This is a genomic window from Streptomyces collinus (assembly GCF_031348265.1).
GTDB classification, from domain to species: Bacteria; Actinomycetota; Actinomycetes; order Streptomycetales; family Streptomycetaceae; genus Streptomyces; species Streptomyces collinus.
This window is the reverse complement of record NZ_CP133771.1, coordinates 2,989,794-3,010,926: the sequence shown is the minus strand read 5'-3', so window position 1 is coordinate 3,010,926 and position 21,133 is coordinate 2,989,794. Positions and strand designations below refer to the sequence as shown.

Below are 21,133 nucleotides of genomic sequence, written 5' to 3'. Positions count from 1 at the left end.
GAGGGAACGATGGTCCCCGAACGCCCGTCTCCAGAAGCGAATGCGGACGGCATCTGCTGACAATGGCGGAGACCCTCCCGCAGTGTTCGCGAAGGCGCGTCTACGATGGAAGCCTTCACGTCACAGCACCCACCTTTGCCTACCTGAAAAGCCCTCAAAAGCCAGTGGGAAGGCCAGACGAATCCTGATGGGGAACTCAATGTCGTTCATCGGCCGTGACATGGCTGTCGACCTCGGGACCGCCAACACGCTGGTGTACGTCAGGGGTCGCGGGATCGTACTCAATGAGCCGTCCGTCGTCGCGATCAACACCAACACCGGTGGCATCCTCGCGGTCGGCGCCGAAGCGAAGAAGATGATCGGGCGCACGCCCGGCAACATCGTTGCCGTGCGTCCGCTGAAGGACGGCGTGATCGCCGACTTCGAGATCACCGAGCGGATGCTCCGCTACTTCATCCTGAAGATCCACAAGCGGCGGTATCTGGCTCGTCCGCGGGTCGTCGTCTGTGTGCCCTCGGGCATCACGGGCGTCGAGCGCCGCGCCGTCATCGAGGCGTCGTCCCAGGCCGGCGCCCGCCAGGTGCACATCATCGAGGAGCCCATGGCCGCGGCCATCGGATCCGGCCTGCCGGTCCACGAGGCCACGGGCAACATGGTGGTCGACATCGGCGGCGGCACCACGGAGGTCGCGGTCATCTCCCTCGGCGGCATCGTCACCGCCCAGTCCATCCGCGTCGCGGGCGACGAACTGGACAACGCGATCATCCAGCACATCAAGAAGGAATACTCCCTCCTGCTGGGTGAGCGCACGGCCGAGCAGATCAAGATCACGATTGGTTCGGCGTACGACCTCGACTCCGACGAGCACACCGAAATCCGCGGCCGGGACCTCGTCTCCGGGCTGCCGAAGACCGTGGTCATCTCCGCCGCCGAAGTCCGCAAGGCGATCGAGGAGCCGGTCAACGCGATCGTCGACGCCGTCAAGACGACCCTCGACAAGTGCCCGCCGGAGCTGTCCGGCGACATCATGGACCGAGGAATCGTTCTGACCGGCGGCGGAGCGCTGCTGCGGGGTCTCGACGAGCGGCTGCGCCGGGAGACCGGCATGCCGATCCACATCGCCGAGGACCCGCTGGACAGCGTGGCGCTCGGATCCGGAAAGTGCGTCGAGGAGTTCGAGGCGCTCCAGCAGGTGCTGGACGCCCAGCCGCGCAGATGACATAACTCTTCGATTCCGCCGTACGGGACGATCTCCTCTCGTACGGCGGATCGTTGATATAGAGGCATAAGCTCCCACAAAGCAGCCCCTCGGGTTTCCCTGGGGCTTCCCGAATTCCTATGAGGAAGGGCACGGCCGCCGCACGTGAGGGACACACGAGAGAGCCGGCTGCTCCTGGTGCTGCTGATCGCCATCGCGTTCGCGCTGATCACGGTGGACATCCGCGGCGGGGAGGACTCGCCCGTCGACGGTGCCCGGCAGGGCGCGGCAACGGTCTTCGGCCCGATCGAGAGCGGCGTCTCGGCCGCGGTCGACCCGATCGGCAACGCGGTCTCCGCCATTCGCGACTCCGGGGAGCGGCACGACCGGCTCGCCACGCTGGAAGCGGAGAACGCGGCCCTGAAGGCGCGACTCGGCAGCGACGACCGCAGCCGCAGCCGCCTCAAGCAGCTCGACAAGATGCTGAAGATCGCCGGCCAGGGCCAGTACGGCATCAAGGGCGCCGAGGTCATCGCCATCGGAGCCGCGCAGGGCTTCTCCTGGACCATCACCATCGACGTCGGCGCCAACGACGGCATCAAGCGCGACATGACCGTCCTGAACGGGGAAGGGCTCGTCGGCCGCGTCACCACCGTCGGGCCCAACACCGCCACGGTCCTGCTGGCCAGCGACCCCGACTTCACGGTCGGCACCCGGATGGAGTCCGGCGACGAGCTCGGCTTCGCCTCCGGGCAGGGCGACCGCCCGCTGCGCGTCGAACTCCTCAACGGCAAGGCCGAGGTGAAGAAGGGCGACCGCCTGGTCACCTTCGGCTCCCAGGCCGACCGGCCGTTCGTGCCCGGCGTGCCCGTCGGCGTGGTCTCCCGCGTCGACCCCTCCGGCGGCGGCCTGACCCGCACGCTCTACGTCACGCCGTACGCCGCCTTCACCAAGCTCGACATCGTCGGTGTCGTCGTCGAGGCCCCGAAGAAGAACCCACGTGACACGGTGCTCCCGCCCAAGCCCAAGCCCACCCCGAGGCCGACGGTGACGGTGACCGTGACGCCGTCCCCCGAGGCGCCCGTGGACGGCCAGAACCAGCAAGAGCAGTAGGAGCTGTCACCCCATGCGCGTCAACCGGATCCTGCTCTCCTCCGCCCTGGTCGTCGTCGCCCTGGTGATCCAGGTCAGCGTCCTCGCCCGCCTGCACCTGCCGGGCGCCGTGCCCGACCTGTTGCTGCTCACCGTGCTCGGCCTCGCGCTGGTGTACGGGCACGTGGGCGGCGCCCTCGTCGGCTTCGGCGCGGGCCTGCTCGCCGACCTGGCCCCGCCCGCCGACCACGCCGCCGGGCGCTACGCCCTGGTGCTGTGCGTCATCGGCTACCTCGCGGGCCTGGTGAAACCCGAGACGGGCCGGCTCAAGTCCGCGACCGGCCCCATGGCCGTGGTGTTCGCCGCCGCAGTCGGCTCCACCCTGCTGTACGCCGGGGTCGGCGCCCTCGTCGGGGACACCGCCGCCCGCCATGTGGGCCTCGGCAGCCTGCTGTTCACGGCCGCCCTGTACGACCTGCTGCTCGCCCCCTTCGTCGTGCCGGGGATCATGGCCCTGGCCCGGCGCGCCGAGAACGATCCGCTCGCCGAGTCGACCTCGGCCGCGGCCAAGGCCACGGACTTCTCCTCCGGCTGGCTCTCCGGCGGCACCGGACTGAAGATCGGCAGCCAGCGCAACGGGCTGCGTGTGAAGGCCGCCCGGGCGCGGATGGCACGCGCCGGGCGCATCAAGGGGGTCAAGCGGCTGTGAGTGCAGGGAAGTTCACTCGAACGGGTCGGTCCCGTAGGAACGCCGGCTCGTGGGCCGGGCGTTCATCACTCGACGCCGCACACACATGCCCCGGCAGACCGCCGGCTCCGCACACCCGTACGCGCACCGAGAGGGGGAGGCAGCCGCAGTGACCAACATTCCCGAGACCGGCCGGAACTCACGTGTCCAGATCCGGCTCGTCGTCATCCAGGTCCTCGTCCTCTCCCTCCTGCTCACCCTCGGCGGGCGCCTCTGGTACCTCCAGATCCGCGAGGGCGCCGCCTACGCCAAGGAGGCCTCGGGCAACCACGTCCAGCAGGTCGTCCAGCCGGCCGTCCGCGGCTCGATCCTGGACGCCCGCGGCGTGGCCCTCGCCGACAACGAGACGCGGCTGGTGGTCTCCGCCTCGCGCACCGACCTGCTGAAGATGAAGGACGACGGCAAGGAAGTCCTCACCAAGCTCGCCAAGGTCCTGGGCATGACGCCCAAGGAGGTCCAGGAGAAGGTCCGGCTGTGCGACGCCGAGACGCCGCAGCCCTGCTGGAACGGCTCGCCCTACCAGCCCATCCCCATCACCGACGAGGCCACCGCCAAGCAAGCCCTCCAGATCCGCGAGCGCGCCGAGGACTTCCCCGGCATCACCGCCGAGCCTGAGGCCGTGCGCCGCTACCCGAGCCCCGGCAAGGCCAACACCGCCCAGGTCCTCGGCTACCTCTCGCCGGTCACCGACGAGGAGATCAAGAAGGCGCAGAACAGCAACTCGCCGTATCTCCGCTCCGACCAGGTCGGCCGCTCCGGCCTGGAGCGCCAGTACGACAAGGCGCTGCGCGGCAAGGCCGGCGTCACCCGCTACGAGGTCGACAACCTCGGCCGCGTCATCGGCCAGGCCGAGGCCGACCCGACCCACCCCGGCGACAACCTCGTCACCAGCATCGACTCCCGGGTCCAGCGGATCGCCGAGTACCAGCTGAACGAGGCGATGAAGGAAGCCCGCAAGCAGCACGACCGGAACACCGGCACCAACTACAAGGCCGACTCCGGCGCCGTCGTGGTGATGGAGGCCAAGACCGGCCGCGTCGTCGCCATGGCCTCGAACCCCACGTACGACCCGAACGCCTGGGTGGGCGGCATCTCCGCCAAGGACTACGCGCGGCTCACCGGCAAGAGCTCCAACTACCCGCTGCTCAACCGCGCCATCCAGGGCCAGTCGGCGCCCGGCTCCATCTTCAAGGTCATCCCGACGGCCGCCGCGGTCAACGCCGGTTACTCCTTCAACGGCCCCTACGAGTGCTCCAGCTCGTACTCGATCGGCGGCCAGGTCTTCAAGAACTTCGAGTCCAAGGGATACGGCCCGATCAGCCTCGGCCGCGCCCTGGAAGTCTCCTGCGACACGGTCTTCTACCGGCTCTCCCACGAGGAATGGAAGCGCGACGGCGGCACCAAGCCGAAGAAGAACGCCAACGACTGGTTCTACAAGACCGCCCACCAGTTCGGCCTCGGCAAGGAGACCGGCATCGACCTGCCCAACGAGGTCACCGGCCGCGTCCCCGACCGCCAGTGGAAGCTGGACTACTGGAAGGCCAACAAGGACGCCTGGTGCCGCACCGGCAAGCGCAACGGCAGCTACGCCGAGAAGATCGCCTACGAGAACTGCCTCGAAGGCAACCGCATGCGCGCCGGTGACTCCGTCAACTACTCCATCGGCCAGGGCGACACGCTCGTCACACCCATCCAGATGGCCACCATCTACTCGGCCATCTCCAACGGCGGCACCCTCTACAACCCCTCCGTCGGCAAGGCCGTCATCAGCGCCGACGGCAAGACCGTCACGCCCATCAAGCCCGAGGCGCACGGCAAGCTCCCGATGAGCCAGAAGACGCGCAGCGAGATAAGCGATGCCCTCGCGGGAGTCGCCACCCGCGGTACGGCCGCCTGGAGGTTCGGCGGCTGGCCGCAGGACAAGATCCCGATGCACGCCAAGACGGGTACGGCGGAGGTCTACGGCAAGCAGACGACCTCCTGGTTCGCCACGTACACCAAGGACTACTCGATCGTCATGACGATCTCCCAGGGTGGTACGGGTTCCGGCGCCTCGGGCCCCGCCGTCCGCAACATCTACAACGCGCTGTACGGCGTCTCCGAGGACGGCGCCATCGACCCGAAGAAGGCCCTGCTGCCCACCCCGCAGAAGGCCCTGCCGAAGGTCAGGACGGACGGCACCATCACCTCCCCGAAGGTCCCGAAGGACCCGGCCAAGGACCAGAAGGCCGACAAGAAGGACCCGAACGCCCCGGCGGACCCGCTCCAGCCGGTCACGTCGGCTCCGCCGTCACCCGAGAACCGTGACACCCGAAGGCGGCGGCGCCGGGGAAGCCGGAGGTGCCCCGCATGACCGGCGGAGTGAACAGCTTCCAGGTCTCCGGCTACGGACCCGAACGCTCCGGCTGGACCCGACTGCTCGCCCGTGACTCGGTGGCGCGGCGGCTCGACTGGCCCATCCTGCTGTCGGCCGTGGCCCTGTCGCTGCTCGGCACGCTCCTCGTCTACTCGGCGACCCGCAACCGCACGGAACTCAACCAAGGCGACCCGTACTACTTCCTCGTCCGGCACCTGCTGAACACCGGCATCGGCCTCGCCCTGATGGCCGGCACCATCTGGCTCGGCCACCGCGCCCTGCGCACGGCCGTCCCGGTCCTGTACGGCTTCTCGCTGCTGCTGATCCTGCTGGTGCTCACCCCGCTCGGCTCCACGATCAACGGCGCCCACTCCTGGATCAAGCTGCCCGGCGGTTTCTCGCTCCAGCCCTCGGAGTTCGTCAAGGTCACGATCATCCTGGGCATGGCCATGCTGCTGGCGGCCCGGGTCGACGCGGGCGACAAGCAGTACCCCGACCACCGCACGGTCGTGCAGGCGCTCGGCCTGGCCACCGTCCCCATGCTGATCGTCATGCTGATGCCCGACCTCGGGTCGGTCATGGTGATGGTCATCATCGTGCTCGGCGTGCTGCTGGCCTCCGGGGCGTCCAACCGCTGGGTGTTCGGCCTGCTCGGCGCGGGCACCCTCGGAGCGGTCACCGTCTGGCAGCTCGGCGTGCTCGACGACTACCAGATCGCCCGTTTCGCCGCCTTCGCCAACCCCGCACTCGACCCGGCCGGCGTCGGCTACAACACCAACCAGGCCCGCATCGCCATCGGTTCGGGAGGCCTGACCGGCTCCGGCCTCTTCCACGGCTCGCAGACCACCGGCCAGTTCGTCCCCGAACAGCAGACGGACTTCGTCTTCACCGTGGCAGGTGAGGAGCTGGGCTTCCTCGGCGGCGGCCTGATCATCCTGCTGCTCGGCATCGTCCTGTGGCGTGCCTGCCGCATCGCCCGGGAGACCACGGATCTGTACGGCACGATCGTGGCCGCCGGCATCGTCGCCTGGTTCGCCTTCCAGACGTTCGAGAACGTCGGCATGACGCTCGGCATCATGCCGGTCACCGGCCTGCCCCTGCCGTTCGTGTCCTACGGCGGATCATCGATGTTCGCCGTGTGGATAGCGGTGGGGTTGCTGCAGTCGATCCGGGTGCAACGACCGATGTCGGCCTGACACCGCGCGGGGTGGCCCTCTGCCGCCCCGCGCCCCGGCCGACTAGATTCGGTTCATGGCGGACAGCAAGCGCGAGATCGAGCGGAAGTACGAGTCGGCGGACAGCGGACTGCCCGACCTGACCGGAGCCAACGGGGTCGCGGCCGTCGTCGACAAGGGTGTGGCCCACCTCGACGCCACCTACTACGACACCGGAGACGAACGCCTCGCGGCGTCGTCCGTCACCCTGCGCCGCCGCACCGGCGGTACCGACGCCGGCTGGCACCTGAAGTTCCCGGTCGCCCCGGGCATCCGCGACGAGATCCACGCCCCGCTCTCCGACACCCTCCCCGACGACCTCGCCGCGCTGGTCCGCTCCCGGGTCCGCGACAGCGAGCTGCTGCCGGTGGTCCGGCTGCGCTCCGACCGCGACGTACGCCACCTGCTCGACGCCGACGGCCGGCTGCTCGCCGAGGTGAGCGTGGACACCGTGCACGCCGAGCGGCTCACGGGGCGCGGCGGAGAAGCACGGTGGACCGAGATCGAGGTGGAGCTCGCCGACGGGGGAGACCCGGCCCTCCTCGACAAGGTCGAGAAGCGGCTGCGCAAGGCGGGCGTACGACCGTCGGCATCGTCGTCGAAGCTGGCCCGCGCCCTGGAGGAGACGGCACCGGGCAAGCGGCGCAAGTCCCCGCACGTCCGGCGACCGGTGACGGCCGGAGACCATGTGCTGGCCTACGTGCGCACCCAGCGGGACGCGATCGTCGAGCTCGACCCCGCCGTCCGCCGGGACGCCGAGGACTCCGTGCACAGCATGCGGGTGGCCACCCGCCGGATGCGCAGCACCTTCAAGTCGTTCGGCACGATCCTCGACCGGGCCGTCACCGACCCCGTAGCCGACGAGCTGAAGTGGCTCGCCGGCGAGCTGGGCCTGGACCGGGACCGCGAGGTGCTGACCGAGCGGCTGACCACGGCCGTCGACGAGGTGCCCGCCGGCCTGGTCCGCGGCCCGGTCACCGAGCGCCTGCACGCCTGGTCCAGCGCCGAGCACGGCGGGGCCCGCGGCCGCCTCCTCGGGGTCCTGGACTCCCGCCGCTACCTGGCCCTGCTCGACACCCTGGACGCGCTGATCGCCGACCCACCGCTGCTCAAGGCGGCCGCCAAGGAGCCCCGCAAGCCGATCGCCAAGGCCGTGCGCAAGGACTTCCGCAAGGTGTCCGGGCTGATCGGGCAGGCGGCGGACCTGGAACCCGGCACCGACCGGGACGTCGCGCTGCACGAGGCGCGCAAGAAGGCCAAGCGCACCCGCTACGCGGCGGAGGCGGCCCGGCCCGTCCTCGGCAAGCCGGCCAAGACCATGGTCAAGTCCATGAAGGCGCTGCAGAACCTGCTCGGCGAGCACCAGGACAGCGTCATGGCCCGGCAGGCCCTGCGCGAGCTGTCCGCGGTCGCCCACGCGGCGGGGGAGAGCGCCTTCACCTACGGCCTCCTCCATGAGCGCGAGGAGCAGCGAGCGGTGCGCGTGGAGGCAGAACTGCCCGGGTTCTGGGCCGGGATCAAGGACCACGCGGCGGACCTCTGATCTTCCGGCGTACGGAGGTACCCCGCGACCGCGTTAGTCTGGATGGTCACCCCTGTCAGTTCAGTCCAGCTCACGAAGGTGCGCGACATGCCTGCCGAAGTCGCTGCGTCGGTCTTCCCGCAGCTCGAAGCTCTGCTCCCGCATGTGCAGAAGCCGATCCAGTACGTCGGCGGAGAGCTCAACTCCACGGTCAAGGACTGGGACTCCTGTGACGTCCGCTGGGCGCTCATGTACCCGGACGCCTACGAGGTCGGTCTGCCCAACCAGGGCGTCATGATCCTCTACGAGGTGCTCAACGAGCAGCAGGGCGTCCTCGCCGAGCGCACGTACAGCGTGTGGCCGGACCTCGAGGAGCTCATGCGGGAGCACCACGTCCCGCAGTTCACGGTCGACAGCCACCGGCCCGTGAAGGCCTTCGACGTGTTCGGCCTGTCCTTCTCCACGGAGCTGGGCTACACGAACATGCTGGCCGCCCTCGACCTGGCCGGCATCCCGCTGGAGTCCAAGGACCGCGGTCTCGACGACCCGATCGTCCTGGCCGGCGGTCACGCGGCGTTCAACCCCGAGCCGATCGCCGACTTCATCGACTGCGCCGTGATCGGCGACGGCGAGCAGGCGGTCCTGGAGATCACCGCGATCGTCCGCGCCTGGAAGGCCGAGGGCCGACCGGGCGGCCGCGAGGAGCTCCTCTTCCGCCTGGCGAAGACGGGCGGGGTGTACGTCCCCGGCTTCTACGACGTCGAGTACCTGCCGGACGGCCGTATCGCCCGCGTCGTGCCAAAGCGCAGCGGGGTCCCGTGGCGGGTGTCCAAGCACACCGTCATGGACCTCGACGAGTGGCCGTACCCCAAGCAGCCGCTGGTCCCGCTGGCCGAGACGGTCCACGAGCGCATGTCGGTGGAGATCTTCCGCGGCTGCACCCGCGGCTGCCGCTTCTGCCAGGCCGGCATGATCACCCGCCCGGTGCGCGAGCGCTCCATCACGGGCATCGGCGACATGGTCGAGCAGGGCCTGAAGGCCACCGGCTTCGAGGAGGTCGGTCTGCTGTCCCTCTCCTCCGCCGACCACACGGAGATCGGCGACATCGCCAAGGGTCTCGCCGACCGCTACGAGGACGACAAGATCGGCCTGTCGCTCCCCTCCACCCGCGTGGACGCCTTCAACATCGACCTGGCGAACGAGCTGACGCGCAACGGCCGCCGCTCGGGCCTGACCTTCGCCCCCGAGGGCGGCTCGGAACGCATCCGCAAGGTCATCAACAAGATGGTCTCGGAGGACGACCTGATCCGCACGGTCTCGACGGCGTACGGCAACGGCTGGCGCCAGGTGAAGCTGTACTTCATGTGCGGCCTGCCGACCGAGACCGACGACGACGTCCTGCAGATCGCCGACATGGCGACGAAGGTCATCGCCAAGGGCCGCGAGGTCTCCCGCTCCAACGACATCCGCTGCACGGTCTCGATCGGCGGCTTCGTCCCCAAGCCGCACACGCCCTTCCAGTGGGCCCCGCAGCTCTCCGCCGAGGAGACGGACGCCCGGCTCCAGAAGCTGCGGGACAAGATCCGCGGCGACAAGAAGTACGGCCGCTCGATCGGCTTCCGCTACCACGACGGCAAGCCCGGCATCGTCGAGGGCCTGCTCTCCCGGGGCGACCGCCGCATCGGCGCGGTCATCCGCGCGGTGTACGACGACGGCGGCCGCTTCGACGGCTGGCGCGAGCACTTCTCCTACGACCGCTGGATGAGTTGCGCCGACAAGGCGCTGGCCCCCTTCGGCGTCGACGTCGACTGGTACACCACCCGTGAGCGCACCTACGAGGAGGTCCTCCCCTGGGACCACCTCGACTCCGGCCTGGACAAGGACTGGCTCTGGGAGGACTGGCAGGACGCCCTCGACGAGACCGAGGTCGACGACTGCCGCTGGACGCCGTGCTTCGACTGCGGGGTGTGTCCGCAGATGGACACAAGCATCCAGATCGGCCCGACGGGCAAGAAGCTGCTGCCTCTGACGGTCAAGAACGCGGCAGCGGCGCCCAGCGGTCACTCGCACTGAGGTGAGTGGCGCACTGCTCCCAGTGATGGAGTTCTGAAGCAGGTGATGACTGAGCCCCCTTCTACCCGGAGGGGGCTCAGTGGTGCCGGCGCCCGGTGACGGCCTTGCGCAGGGGGATGCCGTCGTGCGGGCCGCGTGCACGGCGACCGCCTGTACCGCTCCTCTTGGAGTTGTTCGTGCTGGTGCTGCCTCCGGCCGCGAACCGATATCCACCCGGCGTTCTTGATACGGGGTTCACCGCAAGAGCTCGCAGATCTTGAACAGCAGCATGGTGATGGCGATGAAGGTGCCCCCTGCCCAGGTGGCCGCGCCGAGGATCGTTGCGTGGAGGAGTACGGCCAGTACGCCCGCTGCCAGGCCGGTGAGCAGGCCGGTCAGTAAGGCGATGACGATGAGCAGGGCTCGTTGCGACAGGCCTCCGGCCGGAGGGGGCGGCACCTGGGTCATGACGTGCCTCCGCCCGGGCTCTGTATTCGCGGGGCCTGGCCGGTGACACAACTCGCGTTACTATCTGCCATGAGGCTTCCTGGTTGAGTCGAGTGGACGAGGTTGCTTCGCGGTGGGGGAGTACTCGGACGATGCTTGCCGGCTGACCGAGCGCTCCCCTTCTTGCTGTTCTTGGCCGAAAAGACGCTTGCCGCTCTACGGGGCGGGGCACCCCCTTTCTGCGATTTCCCGGTGTCGAGATCATCGGTATTCGGCGGCCTTGGCAGTCATGGCTCCTGCCGTCATACTGACGGCCGGCGGCCTGACAGTGCCATCGCTACCGCAGTGCGGGGTTGGGGGAGTCGTGACCTTTCCGGATCCGACATCGGAGTGGCGGAGGAGTTCTGCCAGTGGCGGTGAGAACTGCGTCGAGGTCTCTTTAGGTTGTCCCGTCATGGTCAGGGATTCGAAAGTTTCCGAAGGTCCCTGTTTTTCGGTCGGTTCCACGGCGTGGGCATCTTTTCTGGATTCCTTGTCCCGCTATGCCGCGACCTGAGGGTGTTGTGAACTCCACTCGGTGATGGGCTGGGCGTAGCGGTTCTCGATTTCCCAGAAGGCTTCGAGATAGGTCTCGACGCTCCGTTGCACGCCGACGATCGCCTTGTTGTTGAGGATGACACTTCCGTCGGGATTCTCGAGGTACACCACCCGTTCCTGATCGGCCTTGGTGAACTCGAAGATGACATACGGTGAACGCAGCAGTGGGTAAAGGCCGCTGCTGAACGGCACCACCCCGATGCTCACGTGCTCCAGTGCGCTGACCTGTTGCAGATGCTGGATCTGGGCCTCCATCAACTCGGCCGTGCCCACGACGCGTCGGAGTGCCGCCTCGTCGATCAGGAATCGCAGCTCGGTTTTGGGTTCACTCAGCATGCGTTCCTGGCGCTTCATGCGGAGGTCGAGCAGTTCCTCCTTCTCCGGGACGACGGACTGCTGCAGGGCGGCGCGCGCGTACTCCTCCGTCTGCAGCAGGCCGGGGATGAACAACGCCTCGAAGTTGCGGATCACGGACGCGGACGCCTCGTAGCCCAGGTAGGACTGAAAACCCTCCGACAGCAGGGAGCGGTACTCGTACCACCAGGGCTGCCGTCGCGCCTCCTCCGCCGCGCGACGCAACTTCTCCGATGCGTCGGGTGAGAGTCCGTAGAAGCTGATCAGTGCCTTGAGATCCGTCATGGAGATCTTCACCCTGCCTGACTCCAGGCGCATGACTTTCGACAGGGACCATCCCGTCTCCCGCGCAACATCGGGCTGTGTGTAGCCCGCCTTTCTGCGTGCCTCTTGAAGCTCTGAGCTCAGACGGTGCCGGGAAACCATCGGGTCGGCGTCGGGCATGGAGTTCTCCTTCTGGTGCCACAGGTCGGTCCGCCGCCAGGCACTTCGACCGTGTTCAAGACGACCAGTTTCGCAAGGCTACGCGGATTTTTGACAGGTGTCACTATGCATCACGGCTCTTCGCCGGCGCCGTCGAATCTGAAGAGATGCACGGGATGAATGAGAAGGAATGAAACATCGATACGGTTTACAGGGACGTTTGATCGATGCATTCACTCGCTTGAGTGACTTCAGTGCGTCAAGTCCCGGGAATTGTTGAATCCACTCACCTTGCTCATAGGGGAGACCGGGCAACAGGGGCCCCCGGGAGGTGAGAGCCCCGTTCTGCGGGGGACTCGCTCAGCAGGCCCGGTTGGCGACGCTCCCCCGGGGGGCCGGCCCGGTCAGGTTCCCCCAGTTCAGAATGTGTGCTGGGGGAGCCGTCAGGTCAGGCGTCCCTCTTCGCAGACCCGCCGGGCGACCTCGCGCAGCTTGATGTTCTTCTCCTGGGAGTATCGGCGCAGCACCTCGAAGGCCTGTTCCTCGGTGAGGCGGTGGCTGCCCATGAGGATGCCCATGGCCTCGCCGATGACGTGGCGCGTGGCCACGGCCTGCTCCATCTGGGCGTGGCTGCGGGCGCTGGAGAAGGCGATCGCCGCGTGCGAGGCCAGCAGCCAGCCGGCGGTCTCTCCGTCGTCCGTGAAGGCCCCGGGCCGGTGCGAGTAGAGGTCGAGCGCGCCCAGATCCTCGTCCTCGGTGTAGAGCAGGAAGCCCATCATGCTGCCCACACCCAGGCCGCGGGCCTGTTCGGCGTAGGCGGGCCAGCGGGGCTGCTCGGCGGTGAAGTCGGCGATGCGGAACACGCGCTGTCCGGTGCTGGGGCGGGCCGCGTCGAAGCAGGGGCCCTCCGCGAGGCGCTCCTGCAACCGGTCGCTCTCGACGACCAGGTCATGGGTGGGTGCCAGCGTCTCCACGCTCTTGCCGTGCAGGAGGAGGATGCCGGCCGCATCGCACCCCGGTACGCGCTCAGTGGCTGCTCTGGTGATGTGCTCCAGCGTGGCGCTGACCGAGTCCTGGGCGAGCAGGTCACGCGCCATGGAGGCCATCTCCCGTGCGAACGCGCGCCAGTCCACTGTCGTCCTCCTCGGTCCGAGTCCGGGCATGCGTCTCTCCTGCCACGGTGTCATGGGTCACATACCCCGGTCGGCAGCCGCTTGCCGCGTTCGTCTTCCTGCGGGCGCCCACTCTTGCGTCACCTATCGAGTTTCGATAGATTTCCATCGTGGTTCGATCGAAGGAGTGGTGATGGGGAAGCTGGCCGTGGCGGGATTGCGCGGGGTGCTCGTGGTGCTGCTCGCTGGATCGCTGTTCGTGCAGGGGGTGATGGTGCCGCTGCTGGCCGTCGACATGAACGGGCTCAGGCCCGAGTACGCCTATCTGCGCACTCCGATCCTGGTGATCACGATCCTGGGTATCGTGACGGCCCAGGTCGTCGTGGTCTGCGTGTGGCGGCTGGTGACGATGGTGCGTCGCGGGACGGTGTTCTCCACCGCGGCCTTCCGCTACGTGCACATCGTGATCGGCGCGTTCGTGGCGGCCGCCCTGCTGGTCTTCGCGCTCGCGGTCGTGCTCGCGCCGGGCGAGGCCGTGGCTCCCGGGGTGGTCCTGCTGCTGTGCGGGGTCGTCGTGGCCGTGCTGGGCGTCGCGCTGATCGTGCTCGTGCTGCGGATGCTGCTCGCGCAGGCCGTCGCACGTGACATCGAGGCGGCCCAGATGCAGGCCGAGCTGGAAGAGGTCATCTGATGCCCATCGCCGTCGACATCGACGTGATGCTGGCCAAACGCAAGATGTCCGTGGGTGAACTGGCGGAACGCGTCGGTATCACTCCCGCCAACCTGGCCGTCCTCAAGAACGGCCGTGCCAAAGCGGTCCGCTTCTCGACCCTCGCCGCGCTGTGCGAGGTACTGGAGTGCCAGCCGGGGGATCTGCTGCGCTGGGAGGAGGCGGAGGAGGCGTCCGGCTCGACGGCCGGCTCGACAATGGCCTGATGGAGAGCATCAGCATCCGCCCGGCCCGGCCCGCCGAACTGGCCGCAGTGGCCACCCTCCGCTGGGAGTGGCTCGTCGAGAACGGCTCGGAGGACCTCGGCGAACGCGAGGAATTCGTACGGCACTTCGTGACCTGGGCGGGGGAGAACGAGAACTCCCACCGCTGCATGGTCCTCGTCCGGGACGACCGTGTCATCGGCATGGCCTGGCTCGCGGTGGTGCAGCGGGTGCCCACGCCCCGGGCGCCGCGGCGGGCCTCCGGCGATCTGCAGTGCGTGTACGTCGTACCCGAGGCGCGGGACGGCGGGCTGGGCGGGCGGCTCATCCAGGCCGTCCTGGACGGAGCGCGCGAGCTCGGACTGGAACGCGTGACCGTGCGCTCCAGTCCGCGGGCCATCCCCGCGTACGCCCGCACCGGCTTCCAGGAGTCACCCCGGCTGCTCCAGGCGCAGGTCACCCGCGCGTGAGCCGTATGATCTTGCGGCCGAGTGGGGGAACTGCGGGAGAACGGGGCGGAACTGTGCGGTGCTGGATCCGGACGGGGCACTGAAGGCGTCTACGACGGTATGGATCTGGAGAAACGACCCCGCGAGGGTTCCGAGACGTGGGTCGATCCGCGAGAGCGGCCGGCCGGGCCGGCGGTCCGGCGCGAGCCCGATGCGCCGGAGGGGTGTCTCGCCGTCGCGATCCGGATTCCCGTGCGGATCATCGTGCTCGTCCTGGTCGTCCCCGTGCGGATGCTGTGGGACGCGCTCGTCGTGGCCGGACGGTTCCTGAACGACACCCTGCTCCGACCGCTCGGCCGGGCGCTGCTGTGGCTCGGGCGGGCGGTGTTCGTCTGGCCGTTCGTGGCGCTGTGGCGCTACGTCGTCGTCCCGCTGGGCAAGGCCCTCGGATGGCTCGGCCACGTCCTCCTCGTCGTGCCCCTGGTCTGGCTCTACCGGTATGTGCTGACCCCCGTGGGGCACGCGATCGCATGGGCCGCCCGGGGCGTCGGCGCCGGGGCCGGCTGGATCGCCAGAGGTCTGGGAGCCGCGCTCGGCTGGGTGTACGCTTGGCTGCTCACGCCCGTCGGGCATGCGGTGATGTGGGTTCTGAAGGGGATCGGCGCCGGGCTCGCCGCGCTCGGCATCGGCGTCTGGACGGCCGTGGCGTGGCTCGCGAGGTACCTCGTCGTCGTACCCGCCCTCTGGCTGTACACCTGGGTGCTCGCCCCCCTTGGCCGCGCGGTCGCCTGGTGCTGCAAGGGGCTCGTGTGGCTGCTGAGCACGATCGTCACCGGTATCGGCACGGCCCTCTACTGGATCGCCCGCATCCTGTTCGTCCTGCCCGCGCTCGCCCTGTGGCGCTGGATCCTCACACCGGCCGGGCGCGTCCTCGCCGTCGTCGGCCGGGAGGTGTGGGACGCCCTCGGCCACGCCTGGCGCGTCGCCGGGCACATCTCGCTCGCCGTCGGGCGCCTGCTGGGCACCCTTCTCCGGTGGATCTTCGTCGAACCGGTGCGGTGGGTGTACCGCAGCGTGCTGACGCCCGTCGGGCACGTCGTGCGGGACGCCGTCCTGCGGCCCGCCGCCGAGGCCGCCCGCAGTGTGCGGCGGACCACCCGGCAGGCGCTGGCCGCCGCCCGGGAGTCCGTACGCCAGGCCCGCGCCGACTTCCGGCGGATGCTCTTCGGCGAGCCGCGGCAGCCGCAGCCGGTCGACCGGAGGGAACCTTCGGGGCGCGAGCCACGTACTCTTGGTAGCAGTACGACCGCTCTCACGAAGGACTGAACGACACTGGGCAAGCGACAGCCCGAAGGCCCGCCGCCCGCACCCGCGGTGCAGCGCATCCGACTGCGCTACACCAAGCGCGGCCGCCTCCGGTTCACCAGCCACCGTGACTTCCAGCGCGCCTTCGAGCGTGCGTTGCGCCGTGCCGAGGTGCCGATGGCCTACTCGGCTGGCTTCACACCGCACCCGAAGGTGTCGTACGCCAATGCCGCACCCACCGGCACGGGCAGTGAGGCGGAGTACCTGGAGATCGCCCTCACCGCGCCCCGCGACCCGGAGCAGCTCAGGGCCCTCCTCGACGAGTCGCTGCCCACCGGGCTCGACATCACCGAGGCGGTCGAGGCCCGCACCTCGGGGCTCGCCGACCGGCTGACGGCTTCCGTCTGGGAGCTCCGGCTGGACGGAGTGCCGCCGGAGGAGGCCCGCCGGGCGGCGGACGCCTTCAACGCGGCCGAGACCGTCGAGGTCCAGCGCCTCGCCAAGAACGGCGTCCGTACGTTCGACGCCCGTTCCGCGGTTGCGAGCCTGGAAGTCCGCGACCTCACGGAAACGCACAGTTCGCAGGCTGATAGGCCGACCGACCAGCCCTGTGCGATACTGCGGCTGGTTGTTCGGCACGTGACGCCTGCCGTACGACCCGACGACGTCCTGTCCGGTCTTCGCGCCGTGGCCGACCTGGCGCCGCCGGTCCCCGCAGCGGTGACCAGGCTGGCGCAGGGGCTGTTCGATGAAGAGACCGGCACGGTGACCGACCCGCTCGCGCCCGACCGCGAGGCAGTCGAGGCCCACTCAACGGCCGAACCGACTGCCACCGCGACGGCGTCGGCGTAAGGAAGGTCCCGCGTAGGGACGGACGTCGTAGCGCCGCCCTCGGACTCGGGAGCCACCTGGGTCGGGCAGCGCACCGACCAGAAGACTTTCGCCAGGCCGTACGCATTCGGCGTACGGAACCGGCGAGACAGGACACAGAGAGCTCCCGTGCGGCGCCCGCGCCCCGGACGGCGGCGAACGCGCACAGCGCGCGCCGCGGACGTCACCGGCATCGCCGGACCAGGCGCGGCGCCCGGGAGCCTGACGGGAGATAAGCCCGCATGCTCGAACCGACCGAACCCACAGAGGGTTCCGAACAGAACACTCCCAGTGACACCCTGCCGCCCCGTCGGCGGCGGCGTGCCGCGTCCCGCCCGGCGGGTCCGCCCAGCGGTGCCTCCTCCGACGTGCCGGTGGAGACCGTCGCGCCGGCCATACCGGCCGCCGATGCCGAGGATCTCGCGGCTGACGTCGTAGCGGCTGACGTCGTAGAGGCCGACGAGGCCGAAGAGGCCGTTGCCGAGGCGGAGCAGGCTCCCGAGGCCGTCGAGAGCGAAGAGGCCGCCGCGCCCGCCCCGCCCAAGCGGCGTCGCGCCGTGCGCCGTGCCTCCGCACCCGCCGGTGCTCCGGAGGCCGCCGAGGCCGCCGAAACCGTGGTCCCGGTGACCGCCGGCACTCCCGCCGTCGCCGAGCCGGCCGAGGCCCCCGCCCCTGCCACCTCCGCCGAGGTGTCCGAGGACGCCGCCCCCAAGCGCACCCGGCGCCGCGCCACGCGCACCGTGACCTCGCCCGCCGCCGTTCCTGCGGAGGCCGCCGAGACGGTCGCGGCCCCGGCCGGGGCCGACGGCCCGGAGCCGGCCGTCGTGGCCGAGGGCACCGCCGAGGGTGCCGAGGCCGCTGAAGAGGCTGCTCCGCGTCGGACTCGCCGACGTGCCTCGCGGCGGGCGTCCGCGCCCGCCGGGGCGCCTTCCGCCGCGGACGCGATGGAGGGGAACGCCGAGGAGGCGAAGGCACCTGTGACCGAGAACCCCGCCGCCGAGCCCGCCCGCGCGTCCGAGGCCACCGCCTCCGAGACCGCTGCCGCAGAGCCCGCTCCCGCCGCCGAGGTCCCCGCCGAAACCGCCGCCGAGGCTGCCGACTCCGCCGAGGAGACCGGTCCGCGGCGCCGTCGCCGGGTCGTTCGCCGAGCCGCCGGCGGCTTCGCCGAGCCCGCCCAGCCCGCCAAGGGCGCGCGGGCCTCGAAGGCCGACGCCCGGGTGTCCGCGGACGCGGCCGATGGCGAGAGCGAGTCGACCTCGCGTCCGCGGCGGCCCGCCGTCGCGCTGTTCCAGGCGCCCGTCTTCACCGAGCCCCAGTTCCAGACGCCGGAGCGGGCCGCCGCCGCTGCCGCCGCTGAAGCGGCCGGGGCGACGGAGCCCGAGGAGCCCGAGGAGTCCGCACCGGCCGAGGCCCAGCGCGAGGAGCCGGCCGGCGGTTCGCGTCGCCGGCGCCGGCGCCGGGGTGCCGGCGACGACGCCGAGGCCCAGGCCCCCGAGCCCACCGCCGTCGACACCACCGCCGACGAGGCGGAGGAGGCCGACGAGTCCGAGGACCAGGCCGACGGTGACGACCAGGAGGAGTCCGAGGGCACCGGCTCGCGCCGCCGCCGTCGCCGGGGCGGCCGCCGTCGCAGGCGCGGTGAGTCCGCCGACTCCGACGGTGAGGGCGGCGAGGACGCCGAGTCCGAGCAGAGCGCCGAGCAGGACACCGAGGACGGCGCCGAGGAGGACGACGAGGACTCCGAGGACGCCACCGACCGTGACGAGTCCGGCGGAGGCGGCTCCAGCAGCAGCCGTCGGCGCCGCCGTCGTCGCCGCCGTGCCGGTGACTCCGGCACCGAGTCCGAGTCCTCCGACGACGACCCCGAGCGCACGGTCGTCAAGGTCCGCGAGCCCCGCCCCAAGGCGGAGCCGTCCGACGAGGTGCAGTCCATCAAGGGCTCGACCCGTCTGGAGGCCAAGAAGCAGCGCCGCCGCGAAGGCCGCGAGCAGGGCCGCCGGCGCGTCCCGATCATCACCGAGGCCGAGTTCCTGGCCCGCCGCGAGGCCGTCGAGCGCGTGATGGTCGTCCGCCAGCACGGCGACCGCACGCAGATCGGCGTCCTCGAGGACGACGTGCTCGTCGAGCACTACGTCAACAAGGAGCAGTCGACCTCGTACGTCGGCAACGTCTACCTCGGCAAGGTGCAGAACGTGCTGCCGTCGATGGAGGCCGCCTTCATCGACATCGGCAAGGGCCGCAACGCCGTCCTGTACGCCGGTGAGGTCAACTTCGAGGCACTCGGCATGGCTCACGGGCCGCGCCGCATCGAATCCGCCCTGAAGTCCGGCCAGTCCGTGCTCGTCCAGGTGACGAAGGACCCCATCGGTCACAAGGGCGCCCGCCTGACCAGCCAGGTCTCCCTGCCGGGCCGCTACCTCGTGTACGTGCCCGAGGGCTCCATGACCGGCATCAGCCGCAAGCTGCCCGACACCGAGCGGGCCCGGCTGAAGACCATCCTCAAGAAGATCGTCCCCGAGGACGCGGGCGTCATCGTGCGCACCGCCGCCGAGGGCGCGAGCGAGGACGAGCTGCGCCGGGACGTCGAGCGGCTGCAGCAGCAGTGGGAGGACATCCAGAAGAAGGCCAAGAGCGGCAACGCTCCGACGCTGCTGTACGGCGAGCCGGACATGACCGTCCGGGTCGTGCGCGACATCTTCAACGAGGACTTCTCCAAGGTCGTCGTCAGCGGCGACGAGGCCTGGTCGACCATCCACGGGTACGTCTCGCACGTCGCGCCGGACCTCGCCGAGCGGCTGTCGAAGTGGACCTCCGAGGTCGACGTCTTCGCCACGTACCGGATCGACGAGCAGCTCGCCAAGGCCCTGGACCGCAAGGTCTGGCTGCCGAGCGGCGGTTCGCTGGTGATCGACCGGACCGAGGCGATGGTCGTCGTCGACGTCAACACCGGCAAGTTCACCGGCCAGGGCGGCAACCTGGAAGAGACCGTCACCAGGAACAACCTGGAGGCGGCCGAGGAGATCGTGCGTCAGCTGCGGCTGCGCGACCTCGGCGGCATCATCGTCATCGACTTCATCGACATGGTGCTGGAGTCCAACCGGGACCTGGTGCTGCGGCGCCTGCTGGAGTGCCTGGGCCGCGACCGTACGAAGCACCAGGTCGCCGAGGTGACCTCGCTGGGGCTCGTGCAGATGACCCGCAAGCGGGTCGGGCAGGGCCTGCTGGAGTCCTTCTCCGAGACGTGCGTCCACTGCAACGGCCGCGGTGTCATCGTGCACATGGAGCAGCCGACGGCCGCCGGGGGCGGTGGCAAGCGCAAGAAGCGCGCGCGGGCCGGCGCCGCCGAGCAGCCGCACGTGCACGAGGCGGCCGTCGAGACCGCCGAGCAGGAGGCCGAGACCGAGGCCGAGGTCGGAGCCGAGGTCGCCGAGCCGATCGCGCTGCCCGAGCCGTCCTACGAGCCCGACGAGGAGCTGTACAGCAGCGCCGCCGAGGCGGAGGCCGCGGCCGGCCGTGGGCGGTCGCGTCGCCGGGCGAGCCGGCGGGTGTCGGCTCCGGCGGGTACCCCGCGGGGCGAGACGGAGCCCAAGGCCGAGCAGGGCAGGGACAGGACCCGGCGTGGCCGGGGCAGGGCCGAGCAGGCCGAGGCCGAGGTGCCGACGGCTCAGGACGTGACCGCCGAGCAGGAGGTCGCCCGTCCGGTGCAGCCGGAGCCGGCCGCCGAGGCGCAGGCCGAGCCGATGGCCGTGGAGGACCCGGTGGTCGAGGCCGCGCAGGCCGCTCCGGTCGTCGAGGCCGCTCCCGTCGAGGACGCCGCGCCCAAGGGCCGTACCCGGCGGCGGGCCACCCGCAAGGTGTCCGCTCCGGCCGGTTCCCCGGCGGGGGCGGAGGCGGCGGCGGTGGTGACGGTCGCGGAGACCGCTCCGGCGGTGCCCGAGGCCGAGGCCGCCGAGGTGCCCGAGCCGGCCGGACAGCCCGAGGCGCCCGCGGAGAGCGCCGCCCCGGCCCGTCCGCGCCGCCGCGCCGTGCGCAAGCCCACGGTGTCCACGGCGTCCGAGGAGACGGCCGTCGTGGTCGTCCCGTCGGCCGCGTCCGAGGCGCCCGTGTCCGCTGAGGCCCCGCAGGAGCCCGCGTCCGACGGTGCCGTCACGGAGGAGGCCGCCGAGGAGTCGGCCCCCGCCAAGAAGACGGCCCGCAAGACCGCGAAGAAGGCCACCGCGAAGAAGGCCGCCACCACCAAGAAGACCGCGGTGAAGAAGACCGCCGCCAAGAAGACGACGGCCAAGAAGGCGGCGAAGACCACCAAGACCGCCGCCAAGAAGACCGCGTCGAAGAAGACGGTGGCGGCGGAGCAGTCGGCGTCGTCCGCGTCGTCCGTCTCGGCCTCCACCGACGAGGGCTGAGATCCACTGCCTGTGCGACCGGCGTGACCGGTCGCACAGGCAGTGGGCCCGGCTCGGT

Annotated in this window: 17 protein-coding genes; 14 read left to right on the top strand and 3 right to left on the bottom strand. The window is 70.3% G+C overall.

From position 1 onward, the window contains the following. Positions 1 to 199: 199 nt before the first annotated feature. The 7 genes from RFN52_RS13575 to RFN52_RS13545 all read left to right on the top strand — a co-directional run bounded on the left by RFN52_RS13575 (position 200) and on the right by RFN52_RS13545 (position 10,203). Entirely contained in the window at positions 200 to 1,219 is a 1,020-nt protein-coding gene (locus RFN52_RS13575) for a rod shape-determining protein (protein ID WP_004001297.1), read from the top strand. Positions 1,220 to 1,363: 144 nt separating this feature from the next. Beyond that, positions 1,364 to 2,311, top strand: a complete 948-nt coding sequence (gene mreC, locus RFN52_RS13570) for a rod shape-determining protein MreC (protein ID WP_184846337.1) — start codon at positions 1,364 to 1,366, stop codon at positions 2,309 to 2,311. Between the two features lie 13 nt (positions 2,312 to 2,324). Further along, entirely contained in the window at positions 2,325 to 2,999 is a 675-nt protein-coding gene (gene mreD, locus RFN52_RS13565) for a rod shape-determining protein MreD (protein ID WP_184846335.1), read from the top strand. Positions 3,000 to 3,147: 148 nt separating this feature from the next. Continuing rightward, a complete protein-coding gene (gene mrdA / locus RFN52_RS13560; protein ID WP_184846333.1) occupies positions 3,148 to 5,391 on the top strand; it encodes a penicillin-binding protein 2 in 2,244 nt (747 codons plus the stop codon). After that, positions 5,388 to 6,590: a rod shape-determining protein RodA gene (gene rodA / locus RFN52_RS13555; protein WP_184846331.1), complete on the top strand. Its 1,203-nt coding sequence runs from the start codon at positions 5,388 to 5,390 to the stop codon at positions 6,588 to 6,590. The genes mrdA and rodA overlap by 4 nt, the downstream gene beginning before the upstream one ends. Positions 6,591 to 6,645: 55 nt before the next feature. After that, complete coding sequence (locus RFN52_RS13550) at positions 6,646 to 8,151, top strand: CYTH and CHAD domain-containing protein (RefSeq protein ID WP_184846329.1); 1,506 nt, start codon at positions 6,646 to 6,648, stop codon at positions 8,149 to 8,151. An 87-nt stretch (positions 8,152 to 8,238) separates the two neighbouring features. Further along, positions 8,239 to 10,203, top strand: coding sequence for a TIGR03960 family B12-binding radical SAM protein (locus tag RFN52_RS13545; RefSeq protein WP_184846327.1), 1,965 nt, complete (start codon positions 8,239 to 8,241; stop codon positions 10,201 to 10,203). A gap of 234 nt (positions 10,204 to 10,437) precedes the next feature. On the opposite strand, the gene RFN52_RS13540 is transcribed toward RFN52_RS13545, so the two are convergent. Then, positions 10,438 to 10,650 (bottom strand): cytochrome c oxidase assembly protein COX20 family protein, encoded by a 213-nt coding sequence (locus RFN52_RS13540; protein WP_033306390.1) that lies wholly within the window; start codon positions 10,648 to 10,650, stop codon positions 10,438 to 10,440. A 268-nt stretch (positions 10,651 to 10,918) separates the two neighbouring features. Here RFN52_RS13540 and RFN52_RS13535 point away from each other — a divergent pair, with 268 nt between their 5' ends. Further along, positions 10,919 to 11,185 (top strand): DUF397 domain-containing protein, encoded by a 267-nt coding sequence (locus RFN52_RS13535; protein WP_184846325.1) that lies wholly within the window; start codon positions 10,919 to 10,921, stop codon positions 11,183 to 11,185. Here RFN52_RS13535 and RFN52_RS13530 read toward each other — a convergent pair. Both RFN52_RS13530 and RFN52_RS13525 read right to left on the bottom strand, forming a co-directional pair. Further along, positions 11,170 to 12,024: a helix-turn-helix domain-containing protein gene (locus RFN52_RS13530; protein ID WP_184846323.1), complete on the bottom strand. Its 855-nt coding sequence runs from the start codon at positions 12,022 to 12,024 to the stop codon at positions 11,170 to 11,172. The genes RFN52_RS13535 and RFN52_RS13530 overlap by 16 nt on opposite strands. 422 nt (positions 12,025 to 12,446) lie before the next feature. Further along, complete coding sequence (locus RFN52_RS13525; RefSeq protein ID WP_311240949.1) at positions 12,447 to 13,166, bottom strand: GAF and ANTAR domain-containing protein; 720 nt, start codon at positions 13,164 to 13,166, stop codon at positions 12,447 to 12,449. A gap of 142 nt (positions 13,167 to 13,308) precedes the next feature. Between RFN52_RS13525 and RFN52_RS13520 the strand changes: the two genes are divergently transcribed. The 6 genes from RFN52_RS13520 (at position 13,309) to RFN52_RS13495 (ending at position 21,075) form a co-directional block, all read left to right on the top strand. Beyond that, complete coding sequence (locus tag RFN52_RS13520; protein ID WP_062926836.1) at positions 13,309 to 13,806, top strand: DUF2975 domain-containing protein; 498 nt, start codon at positions 13,309 to 13,311, stop codon at positions 13,804 to 13,806. Next, positions 13,806 to 14,051: a helix-turn-helix domain-containing protein gene (locus tag RFN52_RS13515; RefSeq protein WP_184846321.1), complete on the top strand. Its 246-nt coding sequence runs from the start codon at positions 13,806 to 13,808 to the stop codon at positions 14,049 to 14,051. The genes RFN52_RS13520 and RFN52_RS13515 overlap by 1 nt, the downstream gene beginning before the upstream one ends. Next, entirely contained in the window at positions 14,051 to 14,518 is a 468-nt protein-coding gene (locus RFN52_RS13510; RefSeq protein WP_184846319.1) for a GNAT family N-acetyltransferase, read from the top strand. The genes RFN52_RS13515 and RFN52_RS13510 overlap by 1 nt, the downstream gene beginning before the upstream one ends. Before the next feature lie 99 nt (positions 14,519 to 14,617). Next, positions 14,618 to 15,823, top strand: a complete 1,206-nt coding sequence (locus RFN52_RS13505) for a hypothetical protein (RefSeq protein ID WP_184846317.1) — start codon at positions 14,618 to 14,620, stop codon at positions 15,821 to 15,823. A 48-nt stretch (positions 15,824 to 15,871) separates the two neighbouring features. Continuing rightward, positions 15,872 to 16,654 (top strand): TIGR03936 family radical SAM-associated protein, encoded by a 783-nt coding sequence (locus tag RFN52_RS13500; RefSeq protein ID WP_184846315.1) that lies wholly within the window; start codon positions 15,872 to 15,874, stop codon positions 16,652 to 16,654. A 260-nt stretch (positions 16,655 to 16,914) separates the two neighbouring features. Then, positions 16,915 to 21,075 (top strand): Rne/Rng family ribonuclease, encoded by a 4,161-nt coding sequence (locus tag RFN52_RS13495; protein ID WP_184846313.1) that lies wholly within the window; start codon positions 16,915 to 16,917, stop codon positions 21,073 to 21,075. Positions 21,076 to 21,133: the final 58 nt, after the last annotated feature.

What these genes read in the sequence shown, in the direction of transcription:
- RFN52_RS13575 (WP_004001297.1), top strand. Translation starts at nt 200, where the DNA reads ATGTCGTTCATCGGCCGTGACATGGCTGTCGACCTCGGGACCGCCAAC.
- mreD (WP_184846335.1), top strand. Translation starts at nt 2,325, where the DNA reads ATGCGCGTCAACCGGATCCTGCTCTCCTCCGCCCTGGTCGTCGTCGCC.
- rodA (WP_184846331.1), top strand. Translation starts at nt 5,388, where the DNA reads ATGACCGGCGGAGTGAACAGCTTCCAGGTCTCCGGCTACGGACCCGAA.
- RFN52_RS13550 (WP_184846329.1), top strand. Translation starts at nt 6,646, where the DNA reads ATGGCGGACAGCAAGCGCGAGATCGAGCGGAAGTACGAGTCGGCGGAC.
- RFN52_RS13545 (WP_184846327.1), top strand. Translation starts at nt 8,239, where the DNA reads ATGCCTGCCGAAGTCGCTGCGTCGGTCTTCCCGCAGCTCGAAGCTCTG.
- RFN52_RS13540 (WP_033306390.1), bottom strand. Translation starts at nt 10,650, where the DNA reads ATGACCCAGGTGCCGCCCCCTCCGGCCGGAGGCCTGTCGCAACGAGCC.
- RFN52_RS13535 (WP_184846325.1), top strand. Translation starts at nt 10,919, where the DNA reads ATGGCTCCTGCCGTCATACTGACGGCCGGCGGCCTGACAGTGCCATCG.
- RFN52_RS13530 (WP_184846323.1), bottom strand. Translation starts at nt 12,024, where the DNA reads ATGCCCGACGCCGACCCGATGGTTTCCCGGCACCGTCTGAGCTCAGAG.
- RFN52_RS13525 (WP_311240949.1), bottom strand. Translation starts at nt 13,166, where the DNA reads ATGCCCGGACTCGGACCGAGGAGGACGACAGTGGACTGGCGCGCGTTC.
- RFN52_RS13520 (WP_062926836.1), top strand. Translation starts at nt 13,309, where the DNA reads ATGGGGAAGCTGGCCGTGGCGGGATTGCGCGGGGTGCTCGTGGTGCTG.
- RFN52_RS13515 (WP_184846321.1), top strand. Translation starts at nt 13,806, where the DNA reads ATGCCCATCGCCGTCGACATCGACGTGATGCTGGCCAAACGCAAGATG.
- RFN52_RS13510 (WP_184846319.1), top strand. Translation starts at nt 14,051, where the DNA reads ATGGAGAGCATCAGCATCCGCCCGGCCCGGCCCGCCGAACTGGCCGCA.
- RFN52_RS13505 (WP_184846317.1), top strand. Translation starts at nt 14,618, where the DNA reads ATGGATCTGGAGAAACGACCCCGCGAGGGTTCCGAGACGTGGGTCGAT.
- RFN52_RS13495 (WP_184846313.1), top strand. Translation starts at nt 16,915, where the DNA reads ATGCTCGAACCGACCGAACCCACAGAGGGTTCCGAACAGAACACTCCC.